The following is a 16668-nucleotide window of genomic DNA, read 5'->3' as shown; positions in this document are numbered from 1 at the left end:
GAATCTGAAGATGTCTGAACCACGTTTCGTACACCTGCGGGTGCACAGCGACTACTCGATGATCGATGGCCTGGCAAAAACCGCGCCGCTGGTAAAAAAGGCGGCGGCGTTGGGTATGCCAGCACTGGCGATCACCGATTTCACCAACCTTTGCGGTCTGGTGAAGTTCTACGGAGCGGGACATGGCGCAGGGATTAAGCCCATCGTCGGGGCAGATTTTAATGTCCAGTGCAACCTGCTGGGTGATGAGTTAACCCACCTGACGGTGCTGGCGGCGAACAATACTGGCTATCAGAATCTGACGTTGCTGATCTCAAAAGCGTATCAGCGCGGTTACGGTGCCGCCGGACCGATCATCGATCGCGACTGGCTTATCGAATTAAACGAAGGGCTGATTTTGCTCTCTGGCGGGCGCATGGGCGACGTCGGGCGCAGTCTTTTGCGTGGTAACAGCGCGCTGGTAGATGAGTGTGTCGCGTTTTATGAAGAACACTTCCCGGATCGCTATTTTCTCGAGCTGATCCGCACCGGAAGGCCGGACGAAGAAAGCTATTTGCACGCGGCGGTGGAACTGGCGGAAGCGCGCGGTTTGCCCGTCGTGGCGACCAACGACGTGCGCTTTATCGACAGCAGCGACTTTGACGCACACGAAATCCGCGTCGCGATCCACGACGGCTTTACCCTCGACGATCCTAAACGCCCGCGTAACTATTCGCCGCAGCAATATATGCGTAGCGAAGAGGAGATGTGCGAGCTGTTTGCCGACATCCCCGAAGCTCTTGCCAACACCGTTGAGATCGCCAAACGCTGTAACGTAACTGTGCGTCTTGGTGAATACTTCCTGCCGCAGTTCCCGACCGGGGACATGAGTACTGAAGATTATCTGGTCAAGCGTGCGAAAGAGGGGCTGGAAGAGCGTCTGGCATTTTTATTCCCTGACGAGGAAGAACGTCTTAAGCGCCGCCCGGAATATGACGAGCGTCTGGAGACTGAACTTCAGGTTATCAACCAGATGGGCTTCCCGGGCTACTTCCTCATCGTTATGGAATTTATCCAGTGGTCGAAAGATAACGGCGTACCGGTAGGGCCGGGCCGTGGTTCCGGTGCAGGGTCACTGGTGGCCTACGCGCTGAAAATCACCGACCTCGATCCGCTGGAATTTGACCTGCTGTTCGAACGTTTCCTTAACCCGGAGCGTGTCTCCATGCCTGACTTTGACGTTGACTTCTGTATGGAGAAACGCGACCAGGTTATCGAACACGTAGCGGACATGTACGGTCGTGATGCGGTATCGCAGATTATCACCTTCGGTACGATGGCGGCGAAAGCGGTGATCCGCGACGTAGGCCGCGTGCTGGGGCATCCGTACGGCTTTGTCGACCGTATCTCGAAACTGATCCCGCCCGATCCGGGGATGACGCTGGCGAAAGCGTTTGAAGCCGAGCCGCAGCTGCCGGAAATCTACGAAGCAGATGAAGAAGTTAAGGCGCTGATCGACATGGCGCGCAAACTGGAAGGGGTCACCCGTAACGCCGGTAAGCACGCCGGTGGGGTGGTTATCGCGCCGACCAAAATTACAGATTTTGCGCCACTTTATTGCGATGAAGAGGGCAAACATCCGGTCACCCAGTTTGATAAAAGCGACGTTGAATACGCCGGACTGGTGAAGTTCGACTTCCTCGGCTTGCGTACGCTCACCATCATCAACTGGGCGCTGGAGATGATCAACAAGCGGCGGGCGAAGAATGGCGAGCCGCCGCTGGATATCGCCGCGATCCCGCTGGATGACAAGAAAAGCTTCGACATGCTGCAACGCTCGGAAACCACGGCGGTATTCCAGCTTGAATCGCGCGGCATGAAAGACCTGATCAAGCGTCTGCAACCTGACTGCTTCGAAGATATGATCGCACTGGTGGCACTGTTCCGCCCCGGCCCGTTGCAATCAGGGATGGTGGATAACTTTATCGACCGTAAACATGGTCGCGAGGAGATTTCCTACCCGGACGTGCAGTGGCAGCATGAAAGCCTGAAACCGGTACTGGAGCCAACCTACGGCATTATCCTGTATCAGGAACAGGTCATGCAGATTGCCCAGGTGCTCTCTGGTTATACCCTCGGTGGCGCGGATATGCTGCGTCGTGCGATGGGTAAGAAAAAGCCGGAAGAGATGGCTAAGCAGCGTTCTGTATTTGCTGAAGGTGCAGAAAAGAACGGGATCAACGCCGAACTGGCGATGAAAATCTTCGACCTGGTGGAGAAATTCGCCGGTTACGGATTTAACAAATCGCACTCTGCGGCCTATGCTTTGGTGTCATATCAAACGTTATGGCTGAAAGCGCACTATCCGGCAGAGTTTATGGCGGCGGTAATGACTGCCGATATGGATAATACCGAGAAGGTGGTGGGCCTGGTGGATGAGTGCTGGCGGATGGGGCTGAAAATCCTGCCACCAGATATAAACTCCGGTCTTTACCATTTCCACGTCAACGACGACGGCGAAATCGTGTATGGTATTGGCGCGATCAAAGGGGTAGGTGAAGGTCCGATTGAGGCCATCATCGAAGCCCGTAATAAAGGCGGCTACTTCCGCGAACTGTTTGATCTCTGCGCCCGAACCGACACCAAAAAGTTAAACCGGCGAGTGCTGGAAAAACTGATCATGTCTGGGGCGTTTGACCGTCTGGGGCCACACCGCGCGGCGCTGATGAACTCGCTGGGCGATGCGTTAAAAGCGGCAGATCAACACGCGAAAGCGGAAGCTATCGGTCAGGCCGATATGTTCGGCGTGCTGGCCGAAGAGCCGGAACAAATAGAACAATCCTACGCCAGCTGCCAGCCGTGGCCGGAGCAGGTGGTGTTAGATGGGGAACGTGAAACGTTAGGTCTGTACCTGACGGGACACCCTATCAACCAGTATTTAAAAGAGATTGAGCGTTATGTCGGAGGCGTAAGGCTGAAAGACATGCACCCGACAGAACGTGGTAAAGTCACCACGGCTGCGGGGCTCGTTGTTGCCGCGCGGGTTATGGTCACCAAGCGCGGCAATCGTATCGGTATCTGCACGCTGGATGACCGTTCCGGGCGCCTGGAAGTGATGTTGTTTACAGACGCCCTGGATAAATACCAGCAATTGCTGGAAAAAGACCGCATACTTATCGTCAGCGGACAGGTCAGCTTTGATGACTTCAGCGGTGGGCTTAAAATGACCGCTCGCGAAGTGATGGATATTGACGAAGCCCGGGAAAAATATGCTCGCGGGCTTGCTATCTCGCTGACGGACAGGCAAATTGATGACCAGCTTTTAAACCGACTCCGTCAGTCTCTGGAACCCCACCGCTCTGGGACAATTCCAGTACATCTCTACTATCAGAGGGCGGATGCACGCGCGCGGTTGCGTTTTGGCGCGACGTGGCGTGTCTCTCCGAGCGATCGTTTATTAAACGATCTCCGTGGCCTCATTGGTTCGGAGCAGGTGGAACTGGAGTTTGACTAATACAGGAATACTATGAGTCTGAATTTCCTTGATTTTGAACAGCCGATTGCAGAGCTGGAAGCGAAAATCGATTCTCTGACTGCGGTTAGCCGCCAGGATGAGAAACTGGATATTAACATCGATGAAGAAGTGCATCGTCTGCGTGAAAAAAGCGTAGAACTGACACGTAAAATCTTCGCCGATCTCGGTGCATGGCAGATTGCGCAACTGGCACGCCATCCACAGCGTCCTTATACCCTGGATTACGTTCGCCTGGCATTTGATGAATTTGACGAACTGGCTGGCGACCGCGCGTATGCAGACGATAAAGCTATCGTCGGTGGTATCGCACGTCTTGACGGTCGTCCGGTGATGATCATTGGCCATCAGAAAGGTCGTGAAACCAAAGAAAAAATTCGCCGTAACTTTGGTATGCCAGCACCAGAAGGTTACCGCAAAGCTCTGCGTCTGATGCAAATGGCTGAACGCTTTAAGATGCCAATCATCACCTTTATCGACACTCCTGGAGCTTATCCGGGCGTGGGCGCAGAAGAACGCGGTCAGTCTGAAGCCATCGCGCGCAACCTGCGTGAAATGTCTCGCCTTAGTGTACCGACTATTTGTACCGTTATCGGTGAAGGTGGTTCTGGCGGCGCGCTGGCGATTGGCGTGGGCGATAAAGTGAATATGCTGCAATACAGCACCTATTCCGTTATCTCGCCGGAAGGTTGTGCGTCCATTCTGTGGAAGAGCGCCGACAAAGCGCCGCTGGCGGCTGAAGCGATGGGTATCATCGCTCCGCGCCTGAAAGAACTGAAACTGATCGACTCCATCATCCCGGAACCGCTGGGCGGCGCTCACCGTAACCCGGAAGCGATGGCGGCGTCTTTGAAAGCGCAACTGCTGGCGGATCTGGCCGATCTCGACGTGTTAAGCACTGAAGATTTAAAAAATCGTCGCTATCAGCGCCTGATGAGCTACGGCTACGCGTAATCAGCAAATATTCTGAAAAGGGTCACTTCGGTGGCCTTTTTTTCTATGTAGTTTATTTAGTCATATTATAAATACATTTAGATAATCTTACTTTCGTTTTCCCCTGCCATAAAATTCTTGAACTCATGTTGATAACTCCGATTTCGGAGGCATATACCAATATACACAGTGGTCAAAAATAATATAAATTTATCAATCTCATAGAATTTTTAAGGATAAAATATGAAAGCAATTTTAGGATTTGATCATCTTCTTATGCCGCGTGTTCTGGTGTTTTTTTACTGGCTGGCTATGGTGCTGACACTGATAGGCGGTGTCTTCTCCATATTTAGCGGAAACATTATCTTAGGGTTAGCTTATACCGTCATTGGTCTTATAAGCTGTCGTATGACTTTCGAATTAATTATGATAGCGTTTAAGAATAACGAATATTTGCGCCGCATTGCCGAGAGTGTTAGCAAGAATAGCGCAGAGTAATCTCCCGCAAAGCGCTTCACCAAACCGCATCTCAACCGCTATTACAGGCGTTTGAGATGTTGTTTTAAAGTCAGTGTAAATGTCTGATTCATCTTTCCTGTAATTTGTGCGTATTATCAATATATAGCGATGCACGTGCGTATCATATCAATGCAGGAGATTCTATGTTGGGGTTAAAACAGGTTCACCATATTGCGATTATTGCGACGGATTATGCGGTGAGCAAAGCTTTTTACTGCGACATTCTCGGCTTCACGTTGCAAAGCGAAGTCTATCGTGAAGCGCGAGATTCGTGGAAAGGGGATTTGGCACTTAACGGGCAGTACGTGATTGAGCTTTTCTCATTTCCGTTTCCGCCGCAACGACCCAGTCGACCGGAAGCCTGCGGCCTGCGCCATCTGGCTTTTAGCGTTGATGATATCGATACGGCAGTGGCGCACCTGGAAAGCAATAACGTGAAATGTGAAGCGATACGTGTCGATCCATACACGCAAAAACGCTTCACGTTCTTTAACGACCCTGACGGACTGCCGCTGGAACTGTATGAGCAGTAAGGCTTGTCATTACTGCATTTGCCCGGTAACGTGCCGGGCATCGCTACTGTAAAATCGCGCTATCATGACACTCACACTGAATACACAACTTCTCACCTCACGCCAGATTCTGGCGGCCTTTAGCGGCGGGCTTGACTCTACCGTTCTGCTGCATCAACTGGTGCAGTGGCGGGCGGAAAATCCGGGCGTCGCTTTGCGCGCTATCCATGTGCATCATGGGTTAAGTGCCAATGCTGATGCCTGGGTGAAACATTGTGAAAATATCTGCCAGCAGTGGCAGGTGCCGCTGGTGGTTGAGCGTGTGCAGCTTGCGCAAGAGGGGTTAGGCATTGAGGCCCAGGCGCGGCAGGCGCGTTATCAGGCATTTGCCCGCACCTTGTTACCTGGCGAAGTGCTGGTCACAGCGCAACATCTTGACGATCAATGTGAAACCTTTCTGCTGGCGCTAAAACGCGGAAGCGGCCCCGCCGGGCTTTCGGCTATGGGGGAAGTCTCGGAGTTTGCCGGAACGCGGCTTATCCGTCCGTTGCTCGCCCGTACGCGGGGAGAACTGGCGCAGTGGGCATTGGCGCATGGTTTACGCTGGATTGAAGACGAAAGTAATCAGGACGATTCCTACGATCGTAACTTCCTGCGCCTGCGCGTGGTGCCGTTATTGCAGCAGCGTTGGCCACATTTTGCCGAAGCGACGGCCCGAAGTGCCGCACTTTGCGCCGAACAAGAGAGCCTGCTGGATGAACTGCTGGCGGATGATTTAGCGCACTGCCAAACGCCGCAAAGGACGCTGCAGATTGCGCCAATGCTGGCGATGAGTGATGCCCGTCGCGCCGCGATTATCCGCCGCTGGCTGGCAGGGCTGAATGCCCCAATGCCTTCCCGCGACGCGCTGGTGCGGATCTGGCAGGAAGTGGCGCTGGCGCGGGAAGATGCTTCCCCCTGTTTACGTTTTGGCGCGTTTGAAATCCGCCGCTATCAGTCGCAATTGTGGTGGATTAAATCCGTCGCCGGGCAAAGCGAAACCATTGTACCGTGGCAGGCGTGGCAACAGCCGCTGGAATTACCGGCGGGGCTAGGCAGCGTGCAGCTTACTGCGGGCGGGGAAATTCGCCCTCCACGTGCAGACGAAGCGGTCAGCGTGCGTTTTAAAGCGCCAGGATTGCTACATATTGTCGGGCGCAACGGCGGGCGTAAGCTAAAGAAAATCTGGCAGGAATTGGGCGTACCGCCGTGGCTGCGTGACACCACGCCGCTGCTGTTTTATGGCGAAACGCTGATTGCGGCGGCAGGGGTATTTGTGACGCAAGAAGGTGTGGCTGAAGGTGAGAAGGGCGTAAGTTTTGTCTGGCAGAAAACGCTTAGTTAAGTGAAAGCCGGATAAGACGCTTCAAACGTCGCATCCGGCGAAAGTCAATCAGGACTCGCTCACTACCACCGTACCGATTTCCGGGTGGCTAAAGCTGGTAATTTTATCCAGACGTAGCTCGCGGGTTTCGCCAGCGGCCTCGACGACCAGATACTCCACATTTTTGCGGGAGACTAAATCGCTGGCCTTCGCCTGCAATTTTTCGCCATCTTTCAGCTCAAGTGTCAGCATTAAATGATGCTGGCAGGCGAGCTCAAGATTATCGTAATCATCACAATTGATTGGTTGATACGTATCATTCATTGACATAATCGCTCACCAGTAAGTTTGCCGCAGCGTATGCTGCTTTTTCCCTGACAGCCTCAGAAAGGGCGTCGTCGGCAGCCATTTCATTCAGCACTTTCAAAACGCAGCCCAGCGCGTCCGGAACGTATCCTAAGTCTCCGCTGGCGATTTCCGCGTACCGCTTGCGTATTAACTCACAATATTTTTCCACATGCCCTCCTGTCAGCACTCTGACTTAACCGTGGATGCAAGTCTAAGCCTACGAAGATAAACTCTGTTTCGCAAGGTGACTATACCACACTCATTTCTGCAATATCAGCGCCGCAACTGCACGTATTCCGTTACAATGGCCTCCTGATTCGAAAGGAGTTTTCTTATGGCGCTTAAAGCGACAATTTATAAAGCGACGGTTAATGTGGCCGATCTCGACCGCAACCAGTTTCTCGATGCCTCTCTGACGCTGGCGCGCCATCCTTCAGAAACCCAGGAGCGCATGATGCTGCGCCTGCTGGCGTGGCTGAAATATGCTGATGAACGTCTGCAATTTACCCGAGGTTTGTGTGCCGATGATGAGCCGGAAGCGTGGCTGCGTAACGATCACCTGGGCATTGATTTGTGGATTGAACTGGGGCTGCCGGATGAGCGACGGATTAAGAAAGCCTGCACCCAGGCCGCAGAAGTGGCGCTGTTTGCCTATAATAGTCGGGCGGCGCAAATCTGGTGGCAGCAAAATCAGAGCAAATGTGCGCAGTTTGCCAATCTTTCCGTCTGGTATCTGGACGACGAGCAGCTGGCGAAAGTGAGCGCCTTTGCCGATCGTACCATGACGCTGCAGGCAACGATTCAGGATGGCGTGATCTGGTTATCGGATGATAAGAATAATCTGGAAGTGAACTTAACCGCCTGGCAACAACCTTCATGATTGTGATTTCCCGACATGTTGCTATCCCCGATGACGAGCTTGAGATCACTGCTATTCGTGCACAGGGCGCGGGTGGGCAGCATGTCAATAAGACCTCAACGGCCATTCATCTGCGTTTTGACATTCGGGCGTCCAGCCTGCCAGAGTATTACAAAGAGCGCCTGCTCGCCGCCAGCCATCATTTAATCAGCAGCGATGGCGTGATTGTCATTAAGGCGCAGGAATACCGTAGTCAGGAGCTCAACCGCGAAGCGGCGCTGGCCCGGTTGGTGGCAGTGATTAAAGAATTAACAACAGAACAAAAAGCCCGACGACCCACGCGGCCCACCCGCGCATCAAAAGAGCGCAGGCTGGCATCGAAGGCACAAAAATCAAGCGTGAAGGCGATGCGCGGCAAAGTGCGCAGCGGTCGGGAGTAAAAAGAAGGAATGGATGGTGAGAAAAGCGATAGTGACAGCGATGGCTGTAATCAGCCTCTTTACTCTGATGGGATGTAACAATCGGGCCGAAGTCGATACGCTTTCTCCGGCGCAGGCTGCCGAACTGAAACCGATGCCGCAAAGTTGGCGCGGCGTGCTGCCGTGTGCCGATTGCGAAGGGATCGAAACCTCTCTGTTCCTCGAAAAAGATGGAACCTGGGTGATGAACGAACGCTATCTTGGCGCTCGTGAAGAGCCTTCATCCTTTGCCTCCTACGGTACATGGGCGCGAACTGCCGACAAGCTGGTATTAACCGACAGCAAAGGTGAAAAGTCATATTATCGAGCGAAAGGGGATGCACTGGAGATGCTCGATCGTGAAGGTAATCCCATTGAATCGCAGTTCAACTACACGCTGGAACCGGCAAAATCGAGCATGCCAATGACGCCGATGACCCTGCGTGGTATGTATTTCTATATGGCTGATGCGGCGACCTTTACTGATTGCGCGACCGGAAAACGTTTTATGGTGGCGAATAACGCAGAGCTGGAGCGTGGCTACCTGGCTGCGCGGGGTAACAGTGAAAAACCGGTGTTACTGTCAGTTGAAGGTCACTTTACGCTGGAGGCTAATCCGGATACCGGTGCGCCGACCAAAGTATTAGCGCCCGATACGGCGGGTAAATTTTACCCGAACAAGGATTGCAGTAGTTTGGGGCTGTAACCCGTCTTGAGACAGAAACAAACGAAAAATTGCCTCATGCGCTGCGCTTATTAGGCCTAAAGCATACAATGCAATATTTTGAATTAGCACGATTTGTTTGCCGGATAAGGCGTTCACGCCGCATCCGGCATTTTGCGCACGAGGCTGGCTTTTATCACTGAGTCAGCCCAACAAAGCGACCCGCCTTGATATAAATCCCTGGCTTCAGGTGCCCAACATACTGTAACTGCGTTTCTGGCTTAAACGCAGAGACATCGCCAGTACGCATATGCATCAGATCGGCAGGGCTAATCCAGCCTGATTGCGCCAGCGTAAGCGGATGCCCGGCTTTGGCAAATGCATCAGTGACAAATTCCGAACAAAACCACGACTTTTTGTCTCCTTCGCCCACACTGCTTAACTGCGCTTTCGCCAGGCCGCTGACGCACTGTTGACGAAAATCCTCGGAAAAAGGATTTAGTGAACACATCTGGCGGGTCACCATAAACGGAATGAACTCGACAATGCCGCGATAGTTATAACCGCTATCTTTAATTTTGTTGGCGAACGCGGTGATTTCTGTGGCTTGCTGCGGGGTAAGATCCGGAACTCGTAAGACGAAAAGCTTATCACTATGCTTCATCGCTTTTTTAAGGGAAACAATCTGGACGCCAGCGCCTGTCGCTTCTGCAACATTATTATCTCCCAAATAGATTGCAACGTGGCTCACAGAGGAAGTGCTGAAGACGCGGATACCAAATGAGGTAACCCCAAGGCTTGAGGAGAACAGTAAATCGCCGGGTTTGAGGTCAGGTTCCGTTATTTCAGTTATTGCTTGTTCGGTGAAGGAGCTTTGATGCTGGAATTTGACAGCCCATGTTTTCGCCTCGGCATCTACCGCTGTGGCTGATGAGTCTGGCTGGCTGATATCAACGGTACAGGCCGAAAGTAAAAGAAAGCAGGGGAGAAGCAGGCGGCAGTACGCCTTTGGTTTATCCATTTTATACAATCCATGTAAAAAAGGGTCCTGAAATTCAGGACCCTTTCTGGCATCAGCCTTTAATCTGTTTCACCAGATAATCGACGATGTCACCAGTCTTAATTAACTGTTTCTCGCCGTTACGACGATATTTATATTCGATATCGTCGTTGTCGAGGTTACGGTCGCCCAGCACAATAGTGTGCGGAATACCGATCAGTTCCATATCAGCAAACATCACGCCCGGACGCTCTTTGCGGTCATCCAGCAGCACTTCGATACCTTGTGCACGCAGTTCGCTGTACAGTTTCTCGGCCAGTTCCTGTACGCGGAAGGATTTGTGCATGTTCATCGGCAGAATCGCCACCTGGAACGGCGCGATAGCGTCAGGCCATACGATGCCGCGTTCGTCGTAGTTCTGCTCAATCGCCGCAGCTACCACACGCGTTACCCCGATACCGTAGCAACCCATCGTCAGGATTTGGTTACGACCATCTTCACCCTGTACGGAGGCTTTCAGTGCTTCGGAGTACTTGGTACCCAGCTGGAAGATGTGACCAACTTCGATACCACGTTTGATCAGCAGCGTACCCTGACCATCCGGGCTTGGATCGCCCGCCACCACGTTACGGATATCCGCAATTTCTGGGGTAGCGACATCGCGATCCCAGTTGATACCGAAGTAGTGTTTACCATCGATGTTAGCACCAGCAGCGAAATCACTCATCGCCGCAACGGTACGGTCAATCACCACCGGAATCGGCATGTTTACCGGACCCAGTGAACCCGGACCGGCTTTAACCACGGCACGAATTTCTTCTTCGGTCGCGAAAGTCAGCGGGCTTGCAACCTGCGGCAGTTTTTCTGCTTTAACTTCGTTCAGCTCGTGGTCACCGCGCACCAGCAGCGCAACCAGCGGGAAGCTACTGCCTTCAACCGCTTTAACCAGCAGAGTCTTAACCGTTTTCTCAATCGGCAGATTGAACTGTTCAACCAGTTCCGCGATGGTTTTCGCGTTCGGCGTATCAACCAGCGTCATCTCCTGGGTAGCAGCAGCGCGCGGTTCTTTCGGCGCGATAGCTTCTGCCAGTTCAATGTTCGCTGCATAGTCAGAGGTGTCGGAGAAGACCACATCGTCTTCACCGCTCTGCGCCAGCACCTGGAATTCGTGAGAGGCGCTGCCGCCGATAGAACCGGTGTCGGCCTGTACGGCGCGGAAATCCAGCCCCATGCGGCTGAAGATTTTGCTGTAGGCCGCATACATTGCATCGTAGGTTTCCTGCAGGGATTCCTGAGAAGTATGGAAAGAGTAAGCATCTTTCATCAGGAATTCGCGGGAACGCATGACGCCGAAACGCGGACGCACTTCGTCGCGGAACTTGGTCTGGATCTGATAGAAGTTCAGCGGCAGCTGTTTGTAAGAGCTAAGCTCGTTACGAATCAGGTCAGTGATAACTTCTTCATGAGTTGGGCCGAGTACGAACGGACGCTCGCCACGGTCAACAAAACGCAGCAGTTCCGGACCGTACTGTTCCCAACGACCACTCTCTTGCCACAAATCGGCTGGCTGAACCACCGGCATCGACACCTCGATCGCACCGGCGTTGTTCATCTCTTCACGCACGATGTTTTCGACTTTTTTCAGAACGCGCACGCCGGTCGGCAGCCAGGTATATAACCCGGAGGCCAGCTTGCGGATCATCCCGGCGCGCAGCATCAGCTGATGGCTGATCACCTCGGCGTCGGCAGGTGTCTCCTTGAGAGTGGAGAGCAGGTATTGGCTAGTACGCATGTTGTTACGGTTCCAGTTGGAAGGTAGAACAGGCTCAAGGCGAGCCTGGGACAAAAAAAGTGATTTAGTTTACCAGTGCAAAAGAAATGTCAAAAGAGAAGGGCGTGAATTTAACGCGGTTCCAGCGCAAAGACTTCAAAACCTGCGTCGGTGACGCGCCAGCGAACGTTAAAATCATGCAGCCAGACGGCATAGGTTTTACCCGTTTCCTCACCTTTACGATAGGCCGGGCGCGGGTCCTGCGCCAGTATTTCGCGGATAAACAGCGTTAACTGCGGATAACGCTTCTCCAGTGTCAAAAGCTGCTTTTCGACCTCTGCGGTAAAACTCACCGCCATTTCTGCCGCTGGTGCACTTTGCGCATAGCTGGCGCTGGCATCGGGAAGCGATTCGGCAAAGGGGAGATACGGTTTGATATCCACTACCGGCGTACCATCGACCAGATCCAGACTGCCGAGCTTCAGAATCACGCTGTCTTTATGGCAAACAACCTCTTTCAGCTCTACCAGCGACATACCAATTGGGTTAGGGCGGAAAGTAGAGCGTGTTGCGAAAACCCCCATTCTGGCGTTACCGCCGAGGCGCGGTGGACGCACAGTCGGACGCCAGCCGCCTTCCATCGTTTGATGAAAGACGAAAAGGATCCATAAATGGCTGAACGCTTCCAGGCCGCGAACGGCATCGGCCTGGTTGTAGGGAGCAATGAGATGCAGTTCGCCGTTGGCGCTTTTTACCAGACCTGGCTGGCGCGGAACGGCGAATTTTTCTTTATAGGGCGAGCGAATAACGCCTATTTGCTCGAACTGGAAACTGCTCATTTCGCCGTAATGTTAAGCGCAGAGCCGATACATACAGCCTGACGATAGCAGCCTGGCGTACCGCTGGTGACTTCGCAGCTATGCAGTAATACAGCATTGGCTTTCATTTTAGAGGCGTTGATTTGCATCCGCTTACGTGCGGTTGGAATGCTCGGCGGAGAGTCCTGATTAGAGGCCTGGCAAGAGTCGCCACTGACTTCACCGAGATCGCGGAACGGTTTGCCGACTAATTCTTCTGCATTGGTATAAATTCGGACCGGCGTGGCGCGCGGCGCTTTCGGTTTTGCAGGCTCCGCTTTCGGCTGGGGTGCAGTGCTTTGAACGGGTTCGACAGGGGATCTGCTTAACATGGAACAGCCGCTTAGCATGAGTGCTACTAAACAGATCGGTAAAGCACGCATAGTATTTCCTCAATGTATGATCAAAACGTCAATATTGAATCAGGCGCTTGTAAAAATGACAAGACGGGCAAGCGCCCGTCCTGAATGATATTACAAATTGTGGAAACAGCCTAAAAATTACCAGCCTTTAACTGCACCGCCGTTAAACACTTTGTTTGCTGCTTCGTAAACTTCGTCAGACTGATAGGCCTGGACGAATTTCTTCACGTTCTCTGCGTCTTTGTTATCTTCACGCGTCACGATCAGGTTTACGTACGGGGAGTCTTTATCTTCGACAAAGATACCGTCTTTCGCTGGAGTCAGGCCAATCTGGCTGGCATAGGTGGTATTGATAACTGCCAGAGCGATTTGCGCGTCGTCCAGAGAGCGAGGCAGTTGCGGTGCTTCCAGCTCAACAATTTTCAGATTTTTTGGGTTCTCAACAACATCAAGAACGGTCGGCAGCAGGCCAACGCCATCTTTCAGTTTGATCAAGCCCACTTTTTGCAGCAGCAGCAGTGAACGACCAAGGTTAGTTGGGTCGTTTGGCACGGCAACCTGCGAACCATCCTGCAATTCATCCAGTGATTTGATCTTCTTGGAGTAGCCAGCAATTGGATAAACAAAAGTGTTGCCTACTGCGACCAGTTTGTAGCCACGATCTTTCAGTTGCTGATCAAGGTACGGTTTATGCTGGAAGGCGTTGGCGTCGATATCGCCTTTGCTCAATGCTTCGTTTGGCAGAACATAGTCGTTGAAGGTTACCAGCTCAACGTCCAGGCCATATTTGTCTTTCGCAACTTTCTGCGCGACTTCTGCAACCTGCTGTTCGGCACCAACAATCACGCCGACTTTAATATGATTTGGATCTTTTTCATCCTGACCGCAGCCTACCAGTGCCAGTGATCCAATCAGGGCTCCCACTGCCGCAAAGGTTTTGAATTTGAACGCCATACCTTATTCCTTCTTCAGTTATTTATGTTGTGTTGAACGTTACTTGCGAGTGACAGCCCGGACGATGCGGTCGCCTGCGAACTGAATTAAATAAACCAGAATAACCAGCAATACCAGTACCGTATTCATCACCGTCGCGTTGTAGCCGATGTAGCCATACTGATAGCCAATCTGACCTAAACCACCGGCACCGACTGCACCACCCATCGCGGAATAACCGACCAGGGTAATCAGGGTGATAGTTGCCGCATTCACCAGACCCGGCAGCGCTTCCGGTAACAGCACTTTACGGACGATCTGCATTGGCGTGGCACCCATTGCGCGGGAAGCTTCAATTAACCCGGTTGGGATCTCCAGCAGAGCGTTCTCGACCATACGGGCAATAAACGGCGCTGCGCCAACGGTTAACGGAACAATCGCTGCCTGCAAACCAATCGATGTACCGACAATAACGCGGGTAAACGGAATCATCCATACCAGCAATATAATGAACGGGATGGAACGGAAAATGTTCACAATCGCAGAAACGGTACGATACAGCTTCGCGTTAGCAATAATTTGCCCCGGACGCGTGACATAAAGCAGAACACCAACCGGCAGACCAATCACAAACCCAAAAAAACCGGATACGAAGGTCATTGCCAGCGTTTCCCATACGCCACGAACCAGCAGCCACATCATCGGCTCAGACATAACCCAGTACCTCTACTTTTACATGGTGTTCCTGCAGCCAGGCAATGGCGGCTTGCGTATCTTGTTGTGTGCCGTGCATTTCAGTCAGCATGATGCCGAACTTAACGCCACCGGCGTAATCCATCTGCGCGCTAATAATGTTGTTGTTGACGTTGAAACGACGCGCGGTTTCAGAAAGCAGTGGGGCATCGACCGACTGACCGGTAAACTCCAGACGCAGCATCGGCACGCAGTCAGTGAACGGCTCCGCTTGCAGACGTTCCTGATAATCTTCCGGGATATCCAGATGCAGGGTCGACTGAATAAATTTCTGCGCCAGCGGCGTTTTCGGATGCGAGAACACTTCACTTACCTTGTCCTGCTCGATCAGTTCGCCATTGCTGATGACCGCCACGCAATCACAAATGCGCTTCACAACGTCCATTTCGTGAGTGATCAACAGAATCGTCAAACCCAGACGGCGGTTGATGTCTTTCAGCAGTTCGAGAATAGAACGTGTCGTTGCCGGGTCCAGCGCGCTGGTGGCTTCATCACACAGCAATACTTTGGGATTGCTGGCTAACGCACGGGCAATTGCCACGCGCTGTTTCTGCCCACCGGAAAGGTTCGACGGATAGCTATCATGCTTATCGCCAAGACCAACCAATGACAGCAATTCCGTCACGCGACGTTTGATCTCGTCTTTCGGTGTGTTGTCCAGCTCCAGCGGCAGAGCCACGTTGCCAAAAACAGTACGCGAAGAGAGCAGGTTAAAATGCTGGAAAATCATACCAATCTGGCGGCGAGCTTTGGTCAACTCGGATTCTGACAGCGTGGTCAGTTCCTGGCCATCGACCAGCACGCTACCCTCGGTTGGGCGCTCCAGCAGGTTTACACAACGTATAAGCGTACTCTTACCCGCGCCTGAGGCACCGATAACGCCATAAATTTGTCCAGCTGGCACATGCAGGCTGACGTTGTTCAACGCCTGGATGGTACGGGTGCCCTGGTGGAACACTTTGGTGATATTCGAAAGTTTTATCATTGATTATTTATTATCGTCATTAAGTTAGTCGTGGCATTTCGAATGCCTGAAACGGGCAACGCCGTCAATGAAATGGATGTTAAGGCATCCAGACGTCTAAATCAATCAGGTTTATGCGAAGAGCACTTTCTTGCAGGTCGAAACATGCGATACTAGCGTCACATGCCTTATTAAGGAGCTATAAAAGGTGGCGAAGAGCGTACCCGCAATTTTTCTTGACCGTGATGGCACCATTAATGTCGATCACGGCTATGTCCATGAGATCGACAACTTTGAATTTATCGACGGTGTTATTGACGCCATGCGCGAGCTAAAAAAAATGGGCTTTGCGCTGGTGGTAGTAACCAACCAGTCTGGCATTGCTCGCGGTAAATTTACTGAAGCACAGTTTGAAACGCTGACCGAGTGGATGGACTGGTCGCTGGCGGACCGAGATGTCGATCTGGATGGTATCTATTATTGCCCGCATCATCCGCAGGGTAGTGTCGAAGAGTTTCGCCAGGTCTGCGATTGCCGCAAACCACATCCGGGGATGCTTTTGTCAGCACGCGATTATTTGCATATTGATATGGCCGCTTCTTATATGGTGGGCGATAAATTAGAAGATATGCAGGCAGCGGCTGCGGCGAACGTGGGAACAAAAGTGCTGGTGCGTACGGGTAAACCTATTACGCCTGAAGCAGAAAACGCGGCGGATTGGGTGTTAAATAGCCTGGCAGACCTGCCGCAAGCGATAAAAAAGCAGCAAAAATCGGCGTAATGACTAAAAGATGAGCGGTTGAAATAAAAATGCATTTTTCCGCTTGTCTTCCTGAGCCGACTCCCTATAATGCGCCTCCA

Annotated in this window: 18 protein-coding genes; 9 read left to right on the top strand and 9 right to left on the bottom strand. The window is 52.3% G+C overall.

Translation table 11 applies throughout. The features are described 5' to 3' along the window. Positions 1–10 precede the first annotated feature (10 nt). From dnaE to tilS, 5 genes are all read left to right on the top strand, one after another. Positions 11–3493: a DNA polymerase III subunit alpha gene (gene dnaE, locus D9597_RS03065; protein ID WP_130221595.1), complete on the top strand. Its 3483-nt coding sequence runs from the start codon at positions 11–13 to the stop codon at positions 3491–3493. Between the two features lie 12 nt (positions 3494–3505). Further along, complete coding sequence (gene accA, locus D9597_RS03060; RefSeq protein ID WP_000055746.1) at positions 3506–4465, top strand: acetyl-CoA carboxylase carboxyl transferase subunit alpha; 960 nt, start codon at positions 3506–3508, stop codon at positions 4463–4465. Between the two features lie 222 nt (positions 4466–4687). Further along, positions 4688–4942 (top strand): DUF4282 domain-containing protein, encoded by a 255-nt coding sequence (locus D9597_RS03055; protein ID WP_130205036.1) that lies wholly within the window; start codon positions 4688–4690, stop codon positions 4940–4942. A 164-nt stretch (positions 4943–5106) separates the two neighbouring features. After that, positions 5107–5496 (top strand): VOC family protein, encoded by a 390-nt coding sequence (locus D9597_RS03050; protein ID WP_130205038.1) that lies wholly within the window; start codon positions 5107–5109, stop codon positions 5494–5496. 64 nt (positions 5497–5560) lie between these two features. Beyond that, entirely contained in the window at positions 5561–6859 is a 1299-nt protein-coding gene (gene tilS, locus D9597_RS03045) for a tRNA lysidine(34) synthetase TilS (protein ID WP_130221594.1), read from the top strand. Positions 6860–6907: 48 nt separating this feature from the next. Here the strand turns inward: tilS and rof are convergent, their stop codons facing one another. Both rof and D9597_RS03035 read right to left on the bottom strand, forming a co-directional pair. After that, positions 6908–7168, bottom strand: a complete 261-nt coding sequence (gene rof, locus D9597_RS03040; RefSeq protein WP_000062312.1) for a Rho-binding antiterminator — start codon at positions 7166–7168, stop codon at positions 6908–6910. Then, positions 7155–7355, bottom strand: a complete 201-nt coding sequence (locus tag D9597_RS03035; protein WP_000417058.1) for a YaeP family protein — start codon at positions 7353–7355, stop codon at positions 7155–7157. Before D9597_RS03035 ends, rof begins: the two co-directional genes overlap by 14 nt. 165 nt (positions 7356–7520) lie before the next feature. Between D9597_RS03035 and D9597_RS03030 the strand changes: the two genes are divergently transcribed. The 3 genes from D9597_RS03030 to nlpE are packed head-to-tail and all read left to right on the top strand — an operon-like array spanning position 7521 to position 9209. Next, positions 7521–8066 carry a YaeQ family protein gene (locus tag D9597_RS03030; RefSeq protein WP_001185282.1) on the top strand — a complete coding sequence of 182 codons (546 nt, stop codon included), beginning with the start codon at positions 7521–7523 and terminating at the stop codon, positions 8064–8066. Next, positions 8063–8485: an alternative ribosome rescue aminoacyl-tRNA hydrolase ArfB gene (gene arfB / locus D9597_RS03025; RefSeq protein WP_130205042.1), complete on the top strand. Its 423-nt coding sequence runs from the start codon at positions 8063–8065 to the stop codon at positions 8483–8485. Before D9597_RS03030 ends, arfB begins: the two co-directional genes overlap by 4 nt. 13 nt (positions 8486–8498) lie before the next feature. Next, entirely contained in the window at positions 8499–9209 is a 711-nt protein-coding gene (nlpE, locus tag D9597_RS03020) for an envelope stress response activation lipoprotein NlpE (RefSeq protein ID WP_130221593.1), read from the top strand. A gap of 154 nt (positions 9210–9363) precedes the next feature. Here nlpE and D9597_RS03015 read toward each other — a convergent pair whose 3' ends face one another. The 7 genes from D9597_RS03015 to metN form a co-directional block, all read right to left on the bottom strand. Beyond that, complete coding sequence (locus D9597_RS03015; RefSeq protein ID WP_130221592.1) at positions 9364–10188, bottom strand: YaeF family permuted papain-like enzyme; 825 nt, start codon at positions 10186–10188, stop codon at positions 9364–9366. A gap of 52 nt (positions 10189–10240) precedes the next feature. Continuing rightward, a complete protein-coding gene (proS, locus tag D9597_RS03010) occupies positions 10241–11959 on the bottom strand; it encodes a proline--tRNA ligase (protein WP_001260707.1) in 1719 nt (572 codons plus the stop codon). A 110-nt stretch (positions 11960–12069) separates the two neighbouring features. Next, a complete protein-coding gene (tsaA, locus tag D9597_RS03005; RefSeq protein ID WP_130221591.1) occupies positions 12070–12777 on the bottom strand; it encodes a tRNA (N6-threonylcarbamoyladenosine(37)-N6)-methyltransferase TrmO in 708 nt (235 codons plus the stop codon). Beyond that, positions 12774–13178: an Rcs stress response system protein RcsF gene (gene rcsF, locus D9597_RS03000; RefSeq protein WP_001202329.1), complete on the bottom strand. Its 405-nt coding sequence runs from the start codon at positions 13176–13178 to the stop codon at positions 12774–12776. The genes tsaA and rcsF overlap by 4 nt, the downstream gene beginning before the upstream one ends. A 117-nt stretch (positions 13179–13295) precedes the next feature. Continuing rightward, on the bottom strand, positions 13296–14111 hold the full coding sequence (metQ, locus tag D9597_RS02995; RefSeq protein ID WP_000874224.1) for a methionine ABC transporter substrate-binding lipoprotein MetQ: 816 nt from the start codon (positions 14109–14111) through the stop codon (positions 13296–13298). A gap of 39 nt (positions 14112–14150) precedes the next feature. Next, entirely contained in the window at positions 14151–14804 is a 654-nt protein-coding gene (locus D9597_RS02990; protein WP_001294600.1) for a methionine ABC transporter permease MetI, read from the bottom strand. Then, a complete protein-coding gene (gene metN, locus D9597_RS02985; protein ID WP_000593990.1) occupies positions 14797–15828 on the bottom strand; it encodes a methionine ABC transporter ATP-binding protein MetN in 1032 nt (343 codons plus the stop codon). Before metN ends, D9597_RS02990 begins: the two co-directional genes overlap by 8 nt. Before the next feature lie 187 nt (positions 15829–16015). On the opposite strand from metN, the gene gmhB reads away from it, so the two are divergent. Further along, on the top strand, positions 16016–16588 hold the full coding sequence (gene gmhB, locus D9597_RS02980) for a D-glycero-beta-D-manno-heptose 1,7-bisphosphate 7-phosphatase (RefSeq protein WP_097751265.1): 573 nt from the start codon (positions 16016–16018) through the stop codon (positions 16586–16588). The last annotated feature ends 80 nt before the right edge of the window (positions 16589–16668 follow it).

It is taken from the genome of Escherichia sp. E13S3, from assembly GCF_004212325.1.
In the GTDB taxonomy this organism is placed as follows: domain Bacteria; phylum Pseudomonadota; class Gammaproteobacteria; order Enterobacterales; family Enterobacteriaceae; genus Escherichia.
This window is presented reverse-complemented; position numbering and strand designations above follow the sequence as displayed.